Origin of the sequence: Streptomyces aurantiacus JA 4570 (assembly GCF_000414115.1) — a bacterium.
GTDB classification, from domain to species: domain Bacteria; phylum Actinomycetota; class Actinomycetes; order Streptomycetales; family Streptomycetaceae; genus Streptomyces; species Streptomyces aurantiacus_A.
Map to the genome: position 1 here is coordinate 56,198 of NZ_AOPZ01000337.1, position 15,685 is coordinate 71,882.

Genomic DNA, 15,685 nt, shown 5'->3' on the forward strand with positions numbered 1-15,685 from the left:
AGCGTACGATCTCGTATGTGACCAGCAGACCCGATCCGGAGCAGCGGCTGCGCGACCTCGTGCGACTGCGCCGCGTCCGCGACCGGATCGACCGGGAGTACGCCCGGCCGCTGGACGTCGAGGCGCTCGCCCGTGGCGCGCACATGTCGGCCGGGCACCTCAGCCGCGAGTTCCGGGCCGCGTACGGCGAGTCGCCGTACAGCTATCTGATGACGCGGCGCATCGAGCGCGCGATGACGCTGCTGCGCCGCGGTGACCTGAGCGTCACCGAGGTCTGTTTCGAGGTCGGCTGCTCGTCGCTCGGCACCTTCAGCACGCGCTTCACCGAGCTGGTCGGCATGCCTCCCAGCGCCTACCGACGCCAGGCGGCGAGCGCGACGGCGGGCATCCCCGCGTGCGTGGCGAAGCAGGTGACCCGACCGGTCAGGAATCAAGAAGCACGGTCCAGGGGCCGCGACTAGCGTGACGGGCATGGACATCACCCTTCACGCGAGCTTCCTCCCGCACAACGATCCGGAGGCATCCCTGGCCTTCTACCGCGACGTCCTCGGCTTCGAGGTCCGCAAGGACGTCGGGTACGCGGGGATGCGCTGGATCACGGTCGGTCCCGCCGAACAGCCCGGCACCTCCATCGTCCTGACCCCGCCGGCCGCCGACCCCGGCATCACCGACGACGAGCGCCAGGTCATCGCCGAGATGATGGCCAAGGGCACCTACGGCGGCATCGTCCTGGCCACCGCCGACGTCGAGGCCACCTTCGAGACCCTCCAGGGCGCCGACATCGTCGAGGTCGTCCAGGAGCCGACCGACCAGCCGTACGGCATCCGCGACTGCGCCGTGCGCGACCCCGCGGGCAACGTGATCCGCATCCAGCAGGTGAAGTGAGCCCCCCGGCACCCGCGACCGCCGCCCCGGCCGTCCGGCCGGGGCGCGACGGTGCCACCGGCTCGACTTGAGGACAGCCGGACGTACCGCTCCCAGCTGGTGGAGAATCCAGCCAGCCAGCACTCAGCCAGGCGACGGCGGCGGACGCCGCGACGGCGGGGCCGCCCAGGAGACAGGGCGGCCCCGCCGGGACGCAGGGCGGCTTCGCCCGACAGATGGAGAAACGATGAGCAAGGCAAGACAGACGGACCCGCGGTCGCCTGCGCCGCACGCCGCCGACAGCCACGATCTGATCCGTGTGCACGGCGCGCGCGAGAACAACCTCAAGGACGTCAGCATCGAGATCCCCAAGCGCCGGCTCACGGTGTTCACCGGTGTCTCCGGCTCGGGCAAGAGCTCGCTGGTGTTCGACACGATCGCCGCGGAGTCGCAGCGGCTGATCAACGAGACGTACAGCAGCTTCGTGCAGGGCTTCATGCCGAACCTCGCCCGCCCCGAGGTCGACGTCCTCGACGGCCTGACAACCGTGATCACCGTCGACCAGCAGCGGATGGGCGCCGACCCGCGCTCCACCGTCGGCACCGCCACCGACGCCAACGCGATGCTGCGCATCCTCTTCAGCCGGCTCGGAAAGCCGCACATCGGCCCGCCCAGCGCCTACTCCTTCAACACCGCGACGGTCCGGGCGAGCGGTGCGATCACCGTCGAGCGCGGCAACAAGACCAAGGCGGAGAAGGCGACGTACCAGCGCACCGGCGGCATGTGCCCGCGCTGCGAAGGCCGCGGCAAGGTCACCGACATCGATCTCACGCAGCTCTACGACGACTCCAAGTCGCTCGCCGAGGGCGCGTTCACGATCCCCGGCTGGAAGTCGGACAGCCAGTGGACCGTGCAGGTCTACGCCCAGTCCGGCTTCGTCGACCCGGACAAGCCGATCCGCAAGTACACGAAGAAGGAGCTGCACGCCTTCCTGTACGGGGAGCCGGTCAAGGTCAAGGTCAACGGCGTCAACCTCACCTACGAGGGGCTGATCCCGAAGATCCAGAAGTCCTTCCTGTCCAAGGACAAGGAGGCGATGCAGCCGCACATCAGGGCGTTCGTGGAGCGCGCGGTCACCTTCACCCCCTGCCCCGAGTGCGACGGCACCCGGCTCAGCGAAGGGGCCCGGTCGTCGAAGATCAAGCGGATCAGCATCGCCGACGCCTGCGCCATGGAGATCAGGGACCTCGCCGCATGGGTCCGCGGCCTCAAGGAGCCCTCGGTGGCGCCGCTGCTCGCAGCGCTGCAACGCACCCTCGACTCGTTCGTCGAGATCGGCCTCGGCTACCTCGCGCTCGACCGGCCCGCGGGCACGCTGTCGGGCGGCGAGGCGCAGCGCGTCAAGATGATCCGCCACCTCGGCTCCTCGCTCACCGACGTCACGTACGTCTTCGACGAGCCCACCATCGGCCTGCACCCGCACGACATCCAGCGCATGAACGATCTGCTGCTCAGGCTGCGCGACAAGGGCAACACCGTGCTCGTCGTCGAGCACAAGCCGGAGGCGATCGCGATCGCCGACCGCGTCGTCGACCTCGGCCCCGGCGCCGGCGCGGCGGGCGGCACCGTCTGCTTCGAGGGCACCCTCGACGAACTGCGGGCCAGTGACACCGTCACCGGCCGCCACCTCGACGACCGGGCCGCCCTCAAGGAGTCGGGGCGTACGCCCACCGGCGCGCTCAAGATCCGCGGCGCGACGGCGAACAACCTGGAGGGCGTGGACGTCGACATCCCGCTCGGCATGCTGGTCGTCGTCACCGGCGTCGCCGGCTCCGGCAAGAGCTCCCTCGTCCACGGGTCGATTCCCGCCGGCGAGGACGTCGTGTCGATCGACCAGACCCCGATCCGCGGTTCCCGGCGCAGCAACCCGGCGACGTACACCGGACTGCTCGAACCGATCCGCAAGGCGTTCGCGAAGGCCAACGGCGTGAAGCCGGCGCTGTTCAGCGCCAACTCCGAGGGCGCCTGCCCCACTTGCAATGGCGCCGGGGTCATCTACACCGACCTGGCGATCATGCAGAGCGTCGCCACCCCGTGCGAGGACTGCGAGGGCAAGCGGTTCCAGCCCTCGGTCCTCGAATACCACCTCGGCGGGCGCGACATCAGCGAGGTGCTCGCGATGTCGGTGACCGAGGCCGAGGAATTCTTCGGCGAGGGGGAGGCGCGCACTCCGGCCGCGCACAAGATCCTGGAGCGGCTGGCCGACGTCGGGCTCGGCTACCTCACCCTCGGCCAGCCGCTCACCACCCTGTCCGGCGGCGAGCGGCAGCGGCTCAAGCTGGCCACGCGCATGGGGGAGAAGGGCGGCATCTACGTCCTCGACGAGCCGACCACCGGACTGCACCTCGCCGACGTCGAGCAACTGCTCGGCCTGCTCGACCGGCTCGTCGACTCCGGCAAGTCGGTCATCGTCGTCGAGCACCACCAGGCGGTCATGGCCCACGCCGACTGGATCATCGACCTCGGCCCCGGCGCCGGCCACGACGGCGGCCGCGTCGTCTTCGAGGGCACCCCCGCCGACCTCGTCGCCGACCGCTCCACGCTCACCGGGGAACACCTCGCCGCGTACGTCGGCGGCTGACGGGCCCTGACGCCAGGGCGCGGGCGAAGGTCCGGCCGGATGGCGCGAAGCATCGCCGCACAGCGGCCCAGGCGGCCACACATGGCACCGGGCGGCACCAATTGGTGCCGCCCATGGCACCGGGCGGCACCAATTGGTGCCGCCCGGTGCCATTTCGTTCTCCTGGAGGCGCATGAGCACGTATGGCGTCACTGTGACACGCGTCAGCGTCTCCGCGTTTCGCAGCGAGAGTGGCTGGCCTTGCGCTGATTTCCCGCAAGGTGCCATCAGGCTTGCGTGCGGTGCCACGATGGTGCCATCATGGCGTCATGGACGGGATCGCATCCGAACTCGTCCTCGCCCCACCGCAACCAGCTTCTTCATCCAGGACTCATGAGGACGGGACAACCATGCCTTCTTTCGACACTCCCGAACCGATCTCGGTCACCGCTCGCGTGGAGGCCGGCTCCATCCGCTTCACCGCGGCCGACCGCCGCGACACCCTCGTCGAGGTGCGGCCCCGCGACCCGAAGAAGAGCCAGGACGTGCGGGACGCCGAGCAGACCGACGTGACGTACGCCCGCGGCGCCCTGACCGTCAGCACGCCCAAGCAGCGGAACGTCCTGGGCCGCACCGGCACCGTCGACATCACCGTCGAACTGCCCACCGGCTCGCACGTCGACATGACCGGCGCCTGGGCCCAGGTGCTCGGGCAGGGCCGGCTCGGCGAGGTCGGCGTGAAGACCTCGTCCGGCGACGTCCGTCTCGACACCACCGGGCCGCTGCGGGTCACCGCGTCACACGGCTCGATCACCGTGGACCGGGTCGAGGGCACGGCCGAGATCACCACCAGCTCCGGCAGTCTGCGCGTCGGCACCGTCGACGGCTCCGCCGTCCTGAAGAGCACGCACGGCTCGGCGACCGTCGGCCTCGTGACCGGTGAGCTGCGGGCGGAAAGCGGCAACGGCGGCATCGACATCGCGCGCGCCGAGAGCTCGGTCGCCGCGACCACCGCCCACGGCACCCTGCGCGCGGCCGACGTGGCCCGCGGAACCGTCGAGTTGGCCACCTCCTTCGGCACCATCGAGGTCGGCATCCGCGAGGGTACGGCCGCCGACCTCGACGTCAGCACCGGCTCCGGGCAGGTGCGCAACATGCTCACGGCCACCGGGAGCATGGCCAAGACCCAGGAAACCGTCCAGGTCCGCGCCCGCAGCCAGCACGGGAACATCGACATCCTGCGCGCCCGCGCCTGAACGCCCCGCCCCGCCGAGCCGAACAGCGGTGCCGCCGTCGGTGACCCCCACGTGCGCGCCCTCTGTCCGGGGGAGTCTGCCGCGTGTCGTCGGGGGAGTTCACCGCCGCCGACGGGGCGGCGGAGATAGTCCCCCGAGGGAGCCCCGGCGAAGACAGTCCCCCCGAGGGAGCCCGAGGCTCGCCGTGAGAGATGCCGGAGAAAGGGGCGGCCGGATGCCATCCGGGAACTGGCTGCCGACCGGGTTGCTGACCGGCACGGCGGTGCTGGCCCTGGCCGGCTGCTCCTCGCTCGCAGGCAGGGAGTCGGCGGCCACCGCCGTGGCGGAACACTTCCAGCGGTCCCACCTCAGGCCGCAGGCCGCCTGCCACGACCTGGCGCCCGCCACCCGCGAAGAGCTCGAACTCGACGCGGAGTCCGCATGCCCCGATGCCCTGCGCGATCTGGGGCTGCCCGTGGCGCGCCGGGTCACCGGCGTCGATGTCTACGGCCGCCAGGCACGGGTGGTGCTCGACCGGGACACCCTGTTCCTCGCGTCCGTCGACGGCGACTGGAAGATCACAGCGGCGGGCTGCACCCCACCGGACACCGCGGAACGGCCCTACGACTGCCTGCTCAAAGGCGGGTGACATCCCATGCGTTATCTCTTCGGCATCTATGTGGCCGTCATCATCGGCGGCCTCGCGTACTTCATCGCGATGGGAGCGACACGGCAGTGACATCCTCCCGGGAGCGCCGGTTCCTCGTGGCGAACGGCCTGACGCTGGCGTTCGGCTGCGGGTTCCTCCTCACCCTGGCGGGCCAGGCGCTCGCCGGTCACGCCGAGTACAACAACGACCTGATCGCCACCGGTCTTTCACCGCTGCCGTTCGGCGCCTACCTCCTCAGTACCGACTTCGCCGTCGACGTCACCGAGAACTGGCAGTCCGAGTACCTGCAGTTCTTCCTCTACATCTACGCGACCGTCTGGCTGCTCCAACGCGGCTCCCCCGAATCCAAGGAGATCGGCAGAGCGGGTACGGGGACCGACGCCGAGCAGAAGACCGGACGTCACGCCCGCGCGAGCTCACCCGCGTGGGCGGCGGCGGGCGGAGTCCGCCAGGTTCTCTACTCCCGCTCGCTCGGCATCCTCATGTGCGGCCTCTTCCTGCTGTCCTGGCTCGCGCAGTCCATCGCCGGCTGCGCCGCCTTCAACGAACAGCACCTGCGTGAGCTCCAGGCCCCGATCAGCTGGGGCCAGTACCTGACCGCGGCGGACTTCTGGGACCGGACCCTGCAGAACTGGCAGTCCGAACTCCTCGCCGTCGGATCCATGGCCATCTTCTCCGTCTACCTCCGCCACCGCGGCTCACCTGAGTCCAAGCCGGTCGGCGCCGCACACGACTCGACGGGCGTGGAGGGCTGATTCATCGCGGCGGGCCGGGGCACCCGATCCCAGTGATCGACCACGCACGTTCAGCCTCGTTCCAGTGGTGTCGGCGTCCTGCCCGACGGAGGGTCGAGGAGAGAGGACGACAGGGAGGACCTCATGGTGGACAACACACTGCCGTTTCTCACACAGGGCTACGCGTGGCTTCCCGACCTGAGCCGTCGCAAGGGGCCCGGCCCCGTCCGTACCCGGCTGCTGGGCAAGCCCGCCATCGCCCTGCGAGGACCGGCCGCTGTCGCGTTCTTCTACGACGAGAACCATGTACGGCGCCGCACGGCCCTGCCCGAACCGGTCCTGAGCACGCTCTTCGGCAAGGGCGCGGTGCACACCCTGGACGGTCCTGAGCACCGCCGGCGCAAGGCCCTTTTCGTCTCGCTCCTCAAGGACGCGTCGGGCGTCGCCATGCTGGCGCGCCTGGTCGCCGAGGAGTGGGAGCGGTCGAGCAAGGAGTGGACCGGCCGTCCCCAAGTGACGCTGTTCGACGAGGTGAGCGTCCTGATCACGCGGGCCGTGTGCGCGTGGGCGGGCGTGCCGCTCGGGGACCGCCCGGACGACGAGGCGCGACGCACCGCACGCGACCTCGTGGCGATGGTCGACGGATTCGCGACGGCAGGGCCCCGGCACTGGCAGGCGCGGCGGGCCCGGCGGCGCCAGGAGAAGCGCCTGGCCCGGCTGGTCGAGGAGATCCGCTCGGCCGGCGGCGACGCACCGGCGGACAGCGACCGACCGGCCTCCGCGGTGCAGGCGGTCGCAGCCCACCGTGACGCCGACGGTGAACTGCTCGACCCGCACACCGCCGCCGTCGAGATCCTCAACGTCATCCGCCCCACCGCCGCCATCACCTGGTACGCGGTGTTCGGCGCCCACGCGCTGCACCGCAACCCCGGGCTGCGGGAACGGCTGGCCACGGACAGTGAGGGCTATGCCCGGGCGTTCGCCCACGAGCTGCGGCGCTTCTACCCGTTCGCGCCGTTCGTCGCCGGGCTCGCCCCCGACGACGTGCAATGGCGCGGCGAAGCGATCCCGGAGGGCACGCTCGTCCTCCTCGATCTCTACGGACAGAATCACGATCCGGAGCTGTGGCACGACCCCTACATGTTCGATCCCGATCGCTTCCTGGGCCGCGAACCCGGACGTGACGAACTCGTCCCGCAAGGCGGCGGGGAGGCCGCCGAAGGACACCGCTGCCCCGGCGAAGACATCACCCTCGCGGTGTTGAGCACCTTGCTTCCGCGTCTCGCGCGGCTTCAGTACCAGGTCCCCGAGCAGGATCTGCGCATCCCGCTCAGCCGGATGCCGACCGGGCCGCGCAGCGGCTTCGTCATCTCCGAAGTGCACTGAACGACCGGAAACCGGAGGTCCGCCATGAACCACCAGCGAGGCAACGAGCGCAAGGGCCGCGAGCGCGCACCGGACGGGGGCGCGGAAACGGCCGCCGAGGAGGTCCTCGACGAGGTCGAGGACGCGGAAACACGCCTCCCCGGAGACGAGCGCGACGACAAGAAGGACGGCGAAGCCGCGGACACGCTCACCCCGAGCCCCACGGCGCAGGAGAACGTCCAGCACGACAAGGGCGACAGCAGGACAGGCACCAAGACAGGCAACACCGGCGGCAACAGGTCAGGAAGGGGCTGAGGCCATGGCGCGCGCGGCGCTGTTCGACGTCGACGGAACGCTGGCCGACACGAACCATCTCCACGTGGTCACCTGGTGGGAGGCGTTCCGGCAAGCGGGACAGCAGGTCGCCACGCACGACATCCACCGTGCCATCGGTCTCGGTTCGACCGACCTCATCGCCCATCTGCTCGGCGACGAGCGCGACCGCACGCGTGACGAGGAGATCAGCGCCGCGCACCGCACCCTGTACGGCACCTACTTCGACCGGCTGCCCGCGCTGGACGGCGCCCGCGATCTCCTGCACGCGCTCGACCGCCGAGGCTGGCGCATCGTCCTGGCGACCTCGGCGGGCGGCGGGGAGCTGAGAGCGCTGCGCCGGGCCATCGACGCGGACGAGGTGATCGCCGGGGTCGCCAGTGCGGACGACGTCTCCGAAGGCAAACCGGCCCCCGATCCCGTCCACCACGCCCTGGACATCGCCGAGTGCGGGCCGGACGAGGCCGTGTTCGTCGGCGACACGGTCTGGGACATGCGGGCAGCCCGCCGAGCGGGAGTGCGCGGCGTCGCCCTGCTGTCGGGCGGCATCCCCCGGCACGACCTGGAGGCGGCCGGCGCCTCCGCCGTGTACGCGACCCCCACCGACCTGCTGCACCACCTGGACAGCGCCTTCTTCACGAAGACGGAGTGACGCCCCTCTCCTCCTAAGTGACGGCCCCTCTCCGTCTACCGCACGGGCAGCGGCTGCCCGCGCTCGGCTTCCGGCCGCGGGCCGAAGATGCGGCGCTCCGCCGCGGTGATCGGCACGTCGTTGATGCTTGCTTCGCGACGGGCCATGAGTCCTTCCGCGGTGAACTCCCACAGCTCGTTGCCGTAACTGCGCCACCACTGGCCGTCCGGGGTCCGGCACTCGTACTGGAAGCGCACCGCGATCCGGGAGCCGCGGAAGTCCCACAGCTCCTTGCGCAGGGCGTACTCCTGCTCGCGGGACCACTTGGCGCGCAGGAAGTCCACGATCTCGGCCCGGCCGGTGACGAACCGGTCCCGGTTCCGCCAGACCGAGTCGACGGTGTACGCGAGCGCCACGCGCTCGGGGTCGCGGGTGTTCCAGGCGTCCTCGGCCGCCTGGACCTTCCGCAGTGCGCTCTCCTCGTCGAACGGGGGGAACGGCGGACGTGACGTCATGTCAGCTCCTCGGTGCGTGGTGGGCCACTCCCTGGGGAACAATCGTTCTCCAGAGCGTGCCGACGACTCTAGAGAACGCTCGTTCTCCTGGGTAGTGTGCTTGCCACCGAGGCAAAACGGCATCTCTGAACGCGGCTCAATGAGGAGGATGTCGGCCGATGGACAGCACAGTCGCCACGGAGCGGGCGTTGGACGCGGCCGAGCGGCTCTTCTACCAACGGGGCATCCAAACCGTCGGTATGGACGACATTCGCACCGCCTCGGGGCTCTCGCTCAAGCGCCTCTATCAGCTCTTCCCCGCCAAGGAGCGGCTCGTCGAGGCATATCTGGAGCGGCGCGACGCCCGGTGGCGGCAGCGCCTCGCCGAGTACGTCGAGCAGTACGAGAATCCCGAGCGGCCCGCCGAGGCCGGCGACCGCGTGCTCGCGGTCTTCGACTGGCTCGGCGAGTGGTTCGCCGAACCCGACTTCAACGGCTGCGCCTGGATCAACTCGTACGGAGAACTCGGCGCCACGTCGGAGTCCGTCGCCCGCCAAGTCCGGCTGCACAAGGCGGCGTTCAAGGGCTACGTGGTGGAACTCGTGGAGCGGGCGGGCCTGCCGAGCGGCCTGGGCGATCCTGTGTTCCTGCTGGCCGAGGGCGCGATGGTGACCGCCGCGATCACCCGCAGCACCGAACCGGCGGCGCAGGCGGCGCAAGCCGCACGGGTCCTGATCGCCGCCGGCCGGCAGGGGTAGCCGACCTGCCCGCGCGGCGAGGGCGGGGACACGCTCCCAGGCATGTCAGCCGCGTGTCAGGTCCGCGGGCGACAGTGTGCCATCGGAGCACAGCGGGTGCTCTGGTGAACGGTCCGTGATTCGTTCGGAGTTGGGGGCGTCATGACCGGTACGGATACCGTACGAAGACGTAGCGGACGCGCCGCACGGCTGCTGCGCGGCTGTGTGATCCCGGGTGTGCTCTGCGCGCTCGCCGGCGGGCTGGCGGCTCCAGGGCAGGCCACGGCGGCCGAGGCCGCGGAGTGCCGGCTGCGCCCCGATGAGCAGCACACCGACTGGACCGGCCGGAGGTACACCGGGGACCTGCTCTGCGAGGTGGAGCCGGGGCACATCAGGCTCCAGTCGCGCTCCACCAGCCCGGTCAACGGGACGATGCTCTACTCGCCCGCCTGGTTCGTCTGCTGGAAGCGGGGCAGCACCTATCCCGGCACCGACCTGTGGTACCTCACCCAGGGCGACCAGGTGGTGTCCACGCCGGCGGCCAAGGCATGGGGCTACGTCCCGGCGACGTCGGTGAAGGCGCCGAGCCACCCCTTCCCCGGGCTGATGGAGTGCCCGTGGACATGACCGCCGCCACCTCACGTGCCCGTGTCCCCGTCGTTCGCACCGGGTGGCGCCGAACTGCCGCCGTCGTAGCAGGCGTTGGGGTCTTCGCCCTGGGAGCCGGACTCGCCGCTCCCGCGCAGGGGGCCGAGAGAGCGGGGACCTGCGAGCTCCGCGAGGGCATCCACTTGCGGGACGCCATCGGCAACGTGTTCACCAAGGCGCTGTACTGCGACAACCTTCCCTCGGACGTGTATGCCCGGGCCGACTTCGCCTCGCCGGTCAGTGGCTGGCTGAAGCTGTCGCCGTCGTGGTTCACGTGCTTCACCACCGGTCCCGCGGACACCAAGGGCAACAAGACCTGGTACTACACCCAGGGCGATCAGGTGGGCTCGATGCCCAAGATCAAGGGGTGGGGCAATGTCCCCGCGGAAGTCGTGCAACTGCCCGCGGGCACACCGCATCCCTTCCCGGACCTGCCCCGGTGCCCGTGGTTCTAGATCCGCGGAGCCCTAGATCCCCGGATCCCCGGAGCCCCGATCCTCGTACCCCCCCGGTCTCGGATCGCGGATCCCGGCTCCTGGGTCCCGGTCCAGAAACGGAGAGCTGTCATGCCTCATAAGCTCGCGGCGCTGATCGGCGCCGCCGTACTGGCCGCCGCACCGACGGCCGCCCACGCGCACACCACGGCCCCCTCCGCCAAGGCCACGACCGAATGGCGCCTGTGCATGTACCTGGGGGGCCATCCCACGCTGAAAGCGGGGGACAGCGGCGAGCCGGTGCGCCACCTCCAGTGCGTTCTCAACGAGGTCTACCGCTATCAGACCGTCCCGGTGACCGGCTCCTTCGAGGTGATCACCGAGGTCTCCGTCAAGCATCTCCAGCAGCAGTTCGGCCTGCCGGCCACGGGAGTCGTCGACGCGACGACCTGGACCGCGCTGCACCCGTAGCCCACCGACAAAGCCACGCGCGGTCCCCCAAGGGAGATATCTCGGATGACTACACAGGCCAGTACTTGCCACCGGCGAAGAACGGCGCGGACGCCGTCGGCGGCGTGGGTGCCGCGGAAGGGGATCGGCGTCGTCGTGGCCCTCATGTGCGCCGCGTTCGCCGGGGCCCTCAGCGTGCCGGCGTACGCCGCCGCTCCCGTCCGTACGGCGCAGTTCTCGCCCGCGCAGGTCGTGAACATCGTCAACACCCACAGCAAACTGTGCATGGAGACGCCCACGTCTGCCCTGGGCCAGCCGGTACGCCAGGGGCGCTGCTTCGGCAAGCCTGCCGCCCGCTGGTACCTCCAGACCTCGGGCGCCGGCAACGGCACGGTCAACATCGTCAGCGCGGTGAGCGGCACCTGTGTGGGCGTCGAGAACGCCAGCCCCGCCGCCGGGGCCGCGATCCGGCTCGCCGAGTGCGGCAGCGGCCCCGCCGTCAGCTTCCGGATCGTGTCCATCGGTGACGGCGTCGGCTTCCAGACCATGACCTCCGCGTCGCCCCGCTGCCTGGAGGTGACCGAGTCGTCCACCGCCGACGGCGCGGCGCTGCGGCAGTGGGACTGCAACCAGCAGCCCGGTTCGCTCTTCGCCCAGCAGCAGCCGCCCCGGCAGTGGGGCACCACACTCGTCAACACCAACAGCGGCAAGTGCCTGAGCATCCTCAACCAGAGCGGGGCGGACGGGGCCAGAGCGATCCAGCGCACCTGCGCGGGTGGCACCGACCAGCGCTGGCAGGTCGTGGAGCTGGGGGAGGGCAACGTCGCCGTCGTCAACGAGAACAGCGGCAAGTGCCTGGCCATCAGCAACGGAAGCCTGGACAACGGCGCCAACGCCAACCAGTTCTCCTGCGACGGCTACAAGTTCCACACCTGGGCGATGAAGCCCGAGGGGCCGACGGAGAACAGCACCTTCACCCTCGCCAACCTCCGGAGCGGGAAATACCTCGGCATCCGCGGCCAGAGCAAGGACGAAGCGGCCCAGGCCGAACAGTGGGACCGCACGACGAATCCGGACCAGGTGTGGCGCATGCTGCCATCACCGTCCTGACGCCCGGCCCTCCTCGCGGCACGCGACCGCGTCATCTGCGCGGAACCCCCGCCCGGCCTGCGAAATTCAGGAAGCGCCCCGCGCTCCGCGCCCCCGGCGAGCACGAGCCTCGCCGGGGGCGCCTCGGACCGGCCGGTCAGTTGACGCGGGCGGCGATGGCGCGTGCGCACGCCAGGGACTCGGTGCGCGTCGTGTCCACCTCGAGGTCGTAGACCACACCCTCGTGCACCGCCTGTGCCTGCGCCGCGGCCATGCCCTGGACCCGGTCTCCCCGGGCGACCTCGCGCCCCGCGGCGACCGTACTTTCGCAACGTACGCCGACCCACAGCACGGGCAGGTCGCCGAGAGCCCTCCGCCAGCGCTGCTGGGACGCCGCTCCGCCGAGGAAGACGTCATCGACGATGATCCTGGCGCCGGCCCGGGCCATCGCCACGATCCCCTCCGTCCAGGCCGTCTCCAGCGCCCGGAAGTCCGCCCCGACGCTCACCCCGCCGTCCGCCGCGAACGTGATGCCGCCGTCCGACGCCTGCATCCTCGCGGGCAGCGCGTCGACGAACGAGTCGCAGCCGAACGCCGGCCACGGGTCCGGCAGCAGGGCCTGAAGGCACCGTACGATCCCCGACTTCCCCGAGCTGGAACCGCCGTTGAGAATGATCATCCGAGTCGTCACCGCGCCACGATAGGGCGCCTTGCGTGCGGCGCGAAACGCATTTCGACGGCCACGAGGCGACGAGCGGGGCGTCAGCCTGGCGATGCTCGTGCGCTCCCACTGCGCGGCCCACCGGCTGGGCGCCGGCGAGGGCCCCGTCGAGACGGCGCTGGCGTGCGGGTACGTCGACCAGTCCCATCTCCACCGCGACGTGCACGCCTTCACGGGGTGCACGCCCGGTGCCCTGGCGCGGATGGAGGCAACAAGTGCAAGAGATACGGCAGATGTGACCGTTGTGATGGACAGCGCGGAACTGGACGGCGCGGAAAGGAAGACACCATGACGCACGACGAGGCCGCGACGGCGGTAGACCCCGCCGGTGTAGGCGTGATCGCCCAGCTCGCCTTCGGGAGCATGGCCGCACAGACGATGCGCGCGGCGCTGCGGCTACGGGTGGTCGAGCTGATCGGTGACAAGGAGATGGGGACCGCCGACGTGGCCGCGCGGGCATCCGCCGCACCCCGGCCCATGGGCAGGCTGCTGCGTGCCATGGCCGGGCTCGGCCTGCTCCAGGAACGCGCCGCCGGCACCTTCGCCGTCACGCCCGTCGGCGCGCTGCTCGACTCCGGCAGGCCCGGCTCGCTGGCCGCCTTCGCGCACATGTTCACCGAGCCGGCGATGATCCGGGCCTGGGAGCACCTGGACGACAGCGTCCGCAGCGGAGACACCGCCTTCGACCGGGTCTTCGGCACGGACTTCTTCGACCACCTCAAGCAACACCCCGAACTGTCGGCCAAGTTCAACGCGGCGATGAGCCAGGCCACCCGGAGGACGGCCGCGGTGCTCCCGGGCGCCGTGGACTTCGGGCGGTTCACCACGGTGATGGATGTCGGCGGCGGTGACGGCACCCTGCTCAGCGCCGTACTGCGGGAGTATCCGGCCCTCACCGGCGTCGTGTACGACACGGAGGAAGGGCTGGCCCAGGCCCCCGAGACGCTGCGCGGGTACGGGCTCACGGACCGCTGTTCCCTGGTCGCGGGGGACTTCTTCCGCCCGGTGCCCGAAGGCGCCCCGGGCGCCGATCTGCACATGATGAAGAGCATCGTCCACGACTGGCCGGACGAGCAGGTCGTCACGATCCTGAGCCACTGCCGCGCGGCGCTGCCCCCCGGCGGCCGCGTCCTGATCGTCGAGCCCGTGCTGCCCGAGATCGTGGACCCCGGGACCGCCGGGCTCACCTACCTGAGCGACCTCAACATGCTGGTGAACGTGGGTGGCAGGGAACGCACCCGGGCGGAGTTCGAGGAGGTGTGCGGCCGTGCGGGGCTGACGGTCACGTCGGTGACGCCGCTGCCGGGGGCCGAGCCGTTCTCCGCCGTCGAAGCCGCGGTCGCCGAATAGCGGCTGGCCGTGGGCGGGCCCACGCGGGTGTGGCGTTCGTCGTCGGGTCCTCACGCCAGGGTGCGTCGTGCGCACTCCGCGACGACGGCGCCGAGGCTCCCCGTCCGGTCGAGCAACTCGCGCTGGACGCGGGCCCCGGTGCCGCGCTCCAGCAGCCCCGCCATGTGCTCGCGCACCAGGGCGAGGTCACCGGCGTCGGCGAGGGCGTCGGTCACGTGGTCAAGGAGCGCGTCCACGACCCGCGCGCTCGCGGCGGGCCGCATCGTCAGGGGATCGAGCAGGGTGTCGTCCAGGCCGGAGCGCGCCGCGCGCCACGCGGCCAGCCGCAGCAGGCTGACGCCGTGCCCGAGCGGTGGCGTCCCCGCGCGCCACTCCCGCGCGGCCGTCTCGACCAGCGCGCGGGCCAGCGCGGCGACGAGGACCGTCGTGGTCGCTTCGAGACAGACGTCCGCGACGCGGATCTCGACCGTGGGGTAGCGGTGCGAGAGCCGGGCGTCGAAGTACACCATGCCCGGGTCGCGCAGTACGCCGCTGGCGACCATGGCGCCGACCTGTTCCTCGTACCGGGCGGCGGAACCGAAGATCTCGGTGGGACCCGCCATGGGCCAGCGGCCCCACACCCTGCTGCGGTAGCTGGAGTACTGGCTGTCCTGGCCCTGCCAGAAGGGCGAGTTGGAACTCAGCGCGACGAGGACGGCCAGCCACGGGCGGATCCGGTCCACGACGGCCACGCCCTCCTCGTCCGACTCCACGGCGACGTGGACGTGGCAGCCGCACGTCAACTGCTCCTGGGTGGTCAGCCCGAACTCCTCCTCCATCCACTGGTAGCGACTGCCCACGTTGACCGAGGGGCTGGCGGGCAGGGGAGACGTGGCGAGCGCGGCGACCGTGGCGCCCAGGTCGCCGGCGTGCTGGGCGGCCTCCGTCCGCCAGCGGACGATGTCGGCGGCGAGACTCGCCATGTCCGCGTGCGGCTGGGTGGCGAATTCGATCTGCTGGCCGTGCAGTTCCTTCTCGAAGCGCTCGTCCTCAGGAGCGGGGGCCGAGCCGGAGCCAGGGGCCGCGACCGGGGCCGCGCCCACGTCCTCGGCGGCCTCCTTGGCGGCCCGTGCCAGGACCGCCGAGGAGAGAGCCCGCGGCTCACCGCTCTGCCGGTCGACCAGAAGAAGCTCTTCCTCCACGCCCACGGTACGCAAATGACGCCGCCTCTCTCCTCGCCGCCCCCGGAAGGCGAGTGCCCACCTCGGCGGCCGGTACCCGCTCTGTGGGGCAGCCGTCGCGAGAGTACGGCAGCGATGCGCCGGGAGCCG

Annotated in this window: 19 protein-coding genes; 16 read left to right on the forward strand and 3 right to left on the reverse strand. The window is 71.0% G+C overall.

Features of this window, described 5'->3' with window-relative positions; all coding sequences use genetic code 11:
* Window positions 1-17 precede the first annotated feature (17 nt).
* The 9 genes from STRAU_RS28725 to STRAU_RS28765 all read left to right on the forward strand — a co-directional run bounded on the left by STRAU_RS28725 (window position 18) and on the right by STRAU_RS28765 (window position 8,473).
* On the forward strand, window positions 18-461 hold the full coding sequence (locus STRAU_RS28725; protein ID WP_037662571.1) for a helix-turn-helix transcriptional regulator: 444 nt from the start codon (window positions 18-20) through the stop codon (window positions 459-461).
* A 10-nt stretch (window positions 462-471) separates the two neighbouring features.
* Window positions 472-885: a VOC family protein gene (locus tag STRAU_RS28730; RefSeq protein ID WP_037662573.1), complete on the forward strand. Its 414-nt coding sequence runs from the start codon at window positions 472-474 to the stop codon at window positions 883-885.
* A 226-nt stretch (window positions 886-1,111) separates the two neighbouring features.
* A complete protein-coding gene (locus STRAU_RS28735) occupies window positions 1,112-3,505 on the forward strand; it encodes an ATP-binding cassette domain-containing protein (RefSeq protein ID WP_037662532.1) in 2,394 nt (797 codons plus the stop codon).
* 389 nt (window positions 3,506-3,894) lie between these two features.
* Window positions 3,895-4,740 carry a DUF4097 family beta strand repeat-containing protein gene (locus STRAU_RS28740; RefSeq protein WP_016643928.1) on the forward strand — a complete coding sequence of 282 codons (846 nt, stop codon included), beginning with the start codon at window positions 3,895-3,897 and terminating at the stop codon, window positions 4,738-4,740.
* 214 nt (window positions 4,741-4,954) lie between these two features.
* A complete protein-coding gene (locus STRAU_RS28745; protein WP_063890383.1) occupies window positions 4,955-5,368 on the forward strand; it encodes a hypothetical protein in 414 nt (137 codons plus the stop codon).
* 86 nt (window positions 5,369-5,454) lie between these two features.
* Window positions 5,455-6,144 carry a DUF6766 family protein gene (locus STRAU_RS28750; RefSeq protein ID WP_052029326.1) on the forward strand — a complete coding sequence of 230 codons (690 nt, stop codon included), beginning with the start codon at window positions 5,455-5,457 and terminating at the stop codon, window positions 6,142-6,144.
* A gap of 123 nt (window positions 6,145-6,267) precedes the next feature.
* Window positions 6,268-7,509, forward strand: a complete 1,242-nt coding sequence (locus STRAU_RS28755; protein WP_016643931.1) for a cytochrome P450 — start codon at window positions 6,268-6,270, stop codon at window positions 7,507-7,509.
* Window positions 7,510-7,533: 24 nt separating this feature from the next.
* Window positions 7,534-7,803: a hypothetical protein gene (locus tag STRAU_RS28760; protein ID WP_016643932.1), complete on the forward strand. Its 270-nt coding sequence runs from the start codon at window positions 7,534-7,536 to the stop codon at window positions 7,801-7,803.
* 4 nt (window positions 7,804-7,807) lie between these two features.
* Entirely contained in the window at window positions 7,808-8,473 is a 666-nt protein-coding gene (locus STRAU_RS28765; RefSeq protein ID WP_016643933.1) for an HAD family hydrolase, read from the forward strand.
* 35 nt (window positions 8,474-8,508) lie between these two features.
* On the opposite strand, the gene STRAU_RS28770 is transcribed toward STRAU_RS28765, so the two are convergent.
* Complete coding sequence (locus tag STRAU_RS28770; RefSeq protein WP_016643934.1) at window positions 8,509-8,967, reverse strand: nuclear transport factor 2 family protein; 459 nt, start codon at window positions 8,965-8,967, stop codon at window positions 8,509-8,511.
* A gap of 158 nt (window positions 8,968-9,125) precedes the next feature.
* On the opposite strand from STRAU_RS28770, the gene STRAU_RS28775 reads away from it, so the two are divergent.
* The 5 genes from STRAU_RS28775 (at window position 9,126) to STRAU_RS28795 (ending at window position 12,325) form a co-directional block, all read left to right on the forward strand.
* Complete coding sequence (locus STRAU_RS28775) at window positions 9,126-9,704, forward strand: TetR/AcrR family transcriptional regulator (protein WP_016643935.1); 579 nt, start codon at window positions 9,126-9,128, stop codon at window positions 9,702-9,704.
* Between the two features lie 141 nt (window positions 9,705-9,845).
* Window positions 9,846-10,310 carry a hypothetical protein gene (locus STRAU_RS28780; RefSeq protein ID WP_016643936.1) on the forward strand — a complete coding sequence of 155 codons (465 nt, stop codon included), beginning with the start codon at window positions 9,846-9,848 and terminating at the stop codon, window positions 10,308-10,310.
* Entirely contained in the window at window positions 10,307-10,786 is a 480-nt protein-coding gene (locus STRAU_RS28785) for a hypothetical protein (protein WP_158692145.1), read from the forward strand. The genes STRAU_RS28780 and STRAU_RS28785 overlap by 4 nt, the downstream gene beginning before the upstream one ends.
* Window positions 10,787-10,897: 111 nt before the next feature.
* Window positions 10,898-11,236 carry a peptidoglycan-binding domain-containing protein gene (locus tag STRAU_RS28790; protein WP_016643939.1) on the forward strand — a complete coding sequence of 113 codons (339 nt, stop codon included), beginning with the start codon at window positions 10,898-10,900 and terminating at the stop codon, window positions 11,234-11,236.
* Between the two features lie 45 nt (window positions 11,237-11,281).
* The gene (locus STRAU_RS28795) at window positions 11,282-12,325 is read left to right on the forward strand and encodes an RICIN domain-containing protein (protein ID WP_078621549.1); all 1,044 of its coding nucleotides are present in this window, start codon (window positions 11,282-11,284) and stop codon (window positions 12,323-12,325) included.
* Between the two features lie 136 nt (window positions 12,326-12,461).
* On the opposite strand, the gene cpt is transcribed toward STRAU_RS28795, so the two are convergent.
* A complete protein-coding gene (gene cpt, locus STRAU_RS28800; protein WP_016643942.1) occupies window positions 12,462-12,983 on the reverse strand; it encodes a chloramphenicol phosphotransferase CPT in 522 nt (173 codons plus the stop codon).
* Window positions 12,984-13,077: 94 nt separating this feature from the next.
* Between cpt and STRAU_RS43125 the strand changes: the two genes are divergently transcribed.
* Window positions 13,078-13,317, forward strand: a complete 240-nt coding sequence (locus tag STRAU_RS43125) for a helix-turn-helix domain-containing protein (RefSeq protein ID WP_016643941.1) — start codon at window positions 13,078-13,080, stop codon at window positions 13,315-13,317.
* Window positions 13,314-14,375, forward strand: a complete 1,062-nt coding sequence (locus tag STRAU_RS28810) for a methyltransferase (protein WP_016643943.1) — start codon at window positions 13,314-13,316, stop codon at window positions 14,373-14,375. The genes STRAU_RS43125 and STRAU_RS28810 overlap by 4 nt, the downstream gene beginning before the upstream one ends.
* Before the next feature lie 50 nt (window positions 14,376-14,425).
* On the opposite strand, the gene STRAU_RS28815 is transcribed toward STRAU_RS28810, so the two are convergent.
* Complete coding sequence (locus STRAU_RS28815; protein WP_037662538.1) at window positions 14,426-15,571, reverse strand: glutamate--cysteine ligase 2; 1,146 nt, start codon at window positions 15,569-15,571, stop codon at window positions 14,426-14,428.
* Window positions 15,572-15,685 lie beyond the last annotated feature (114 nt).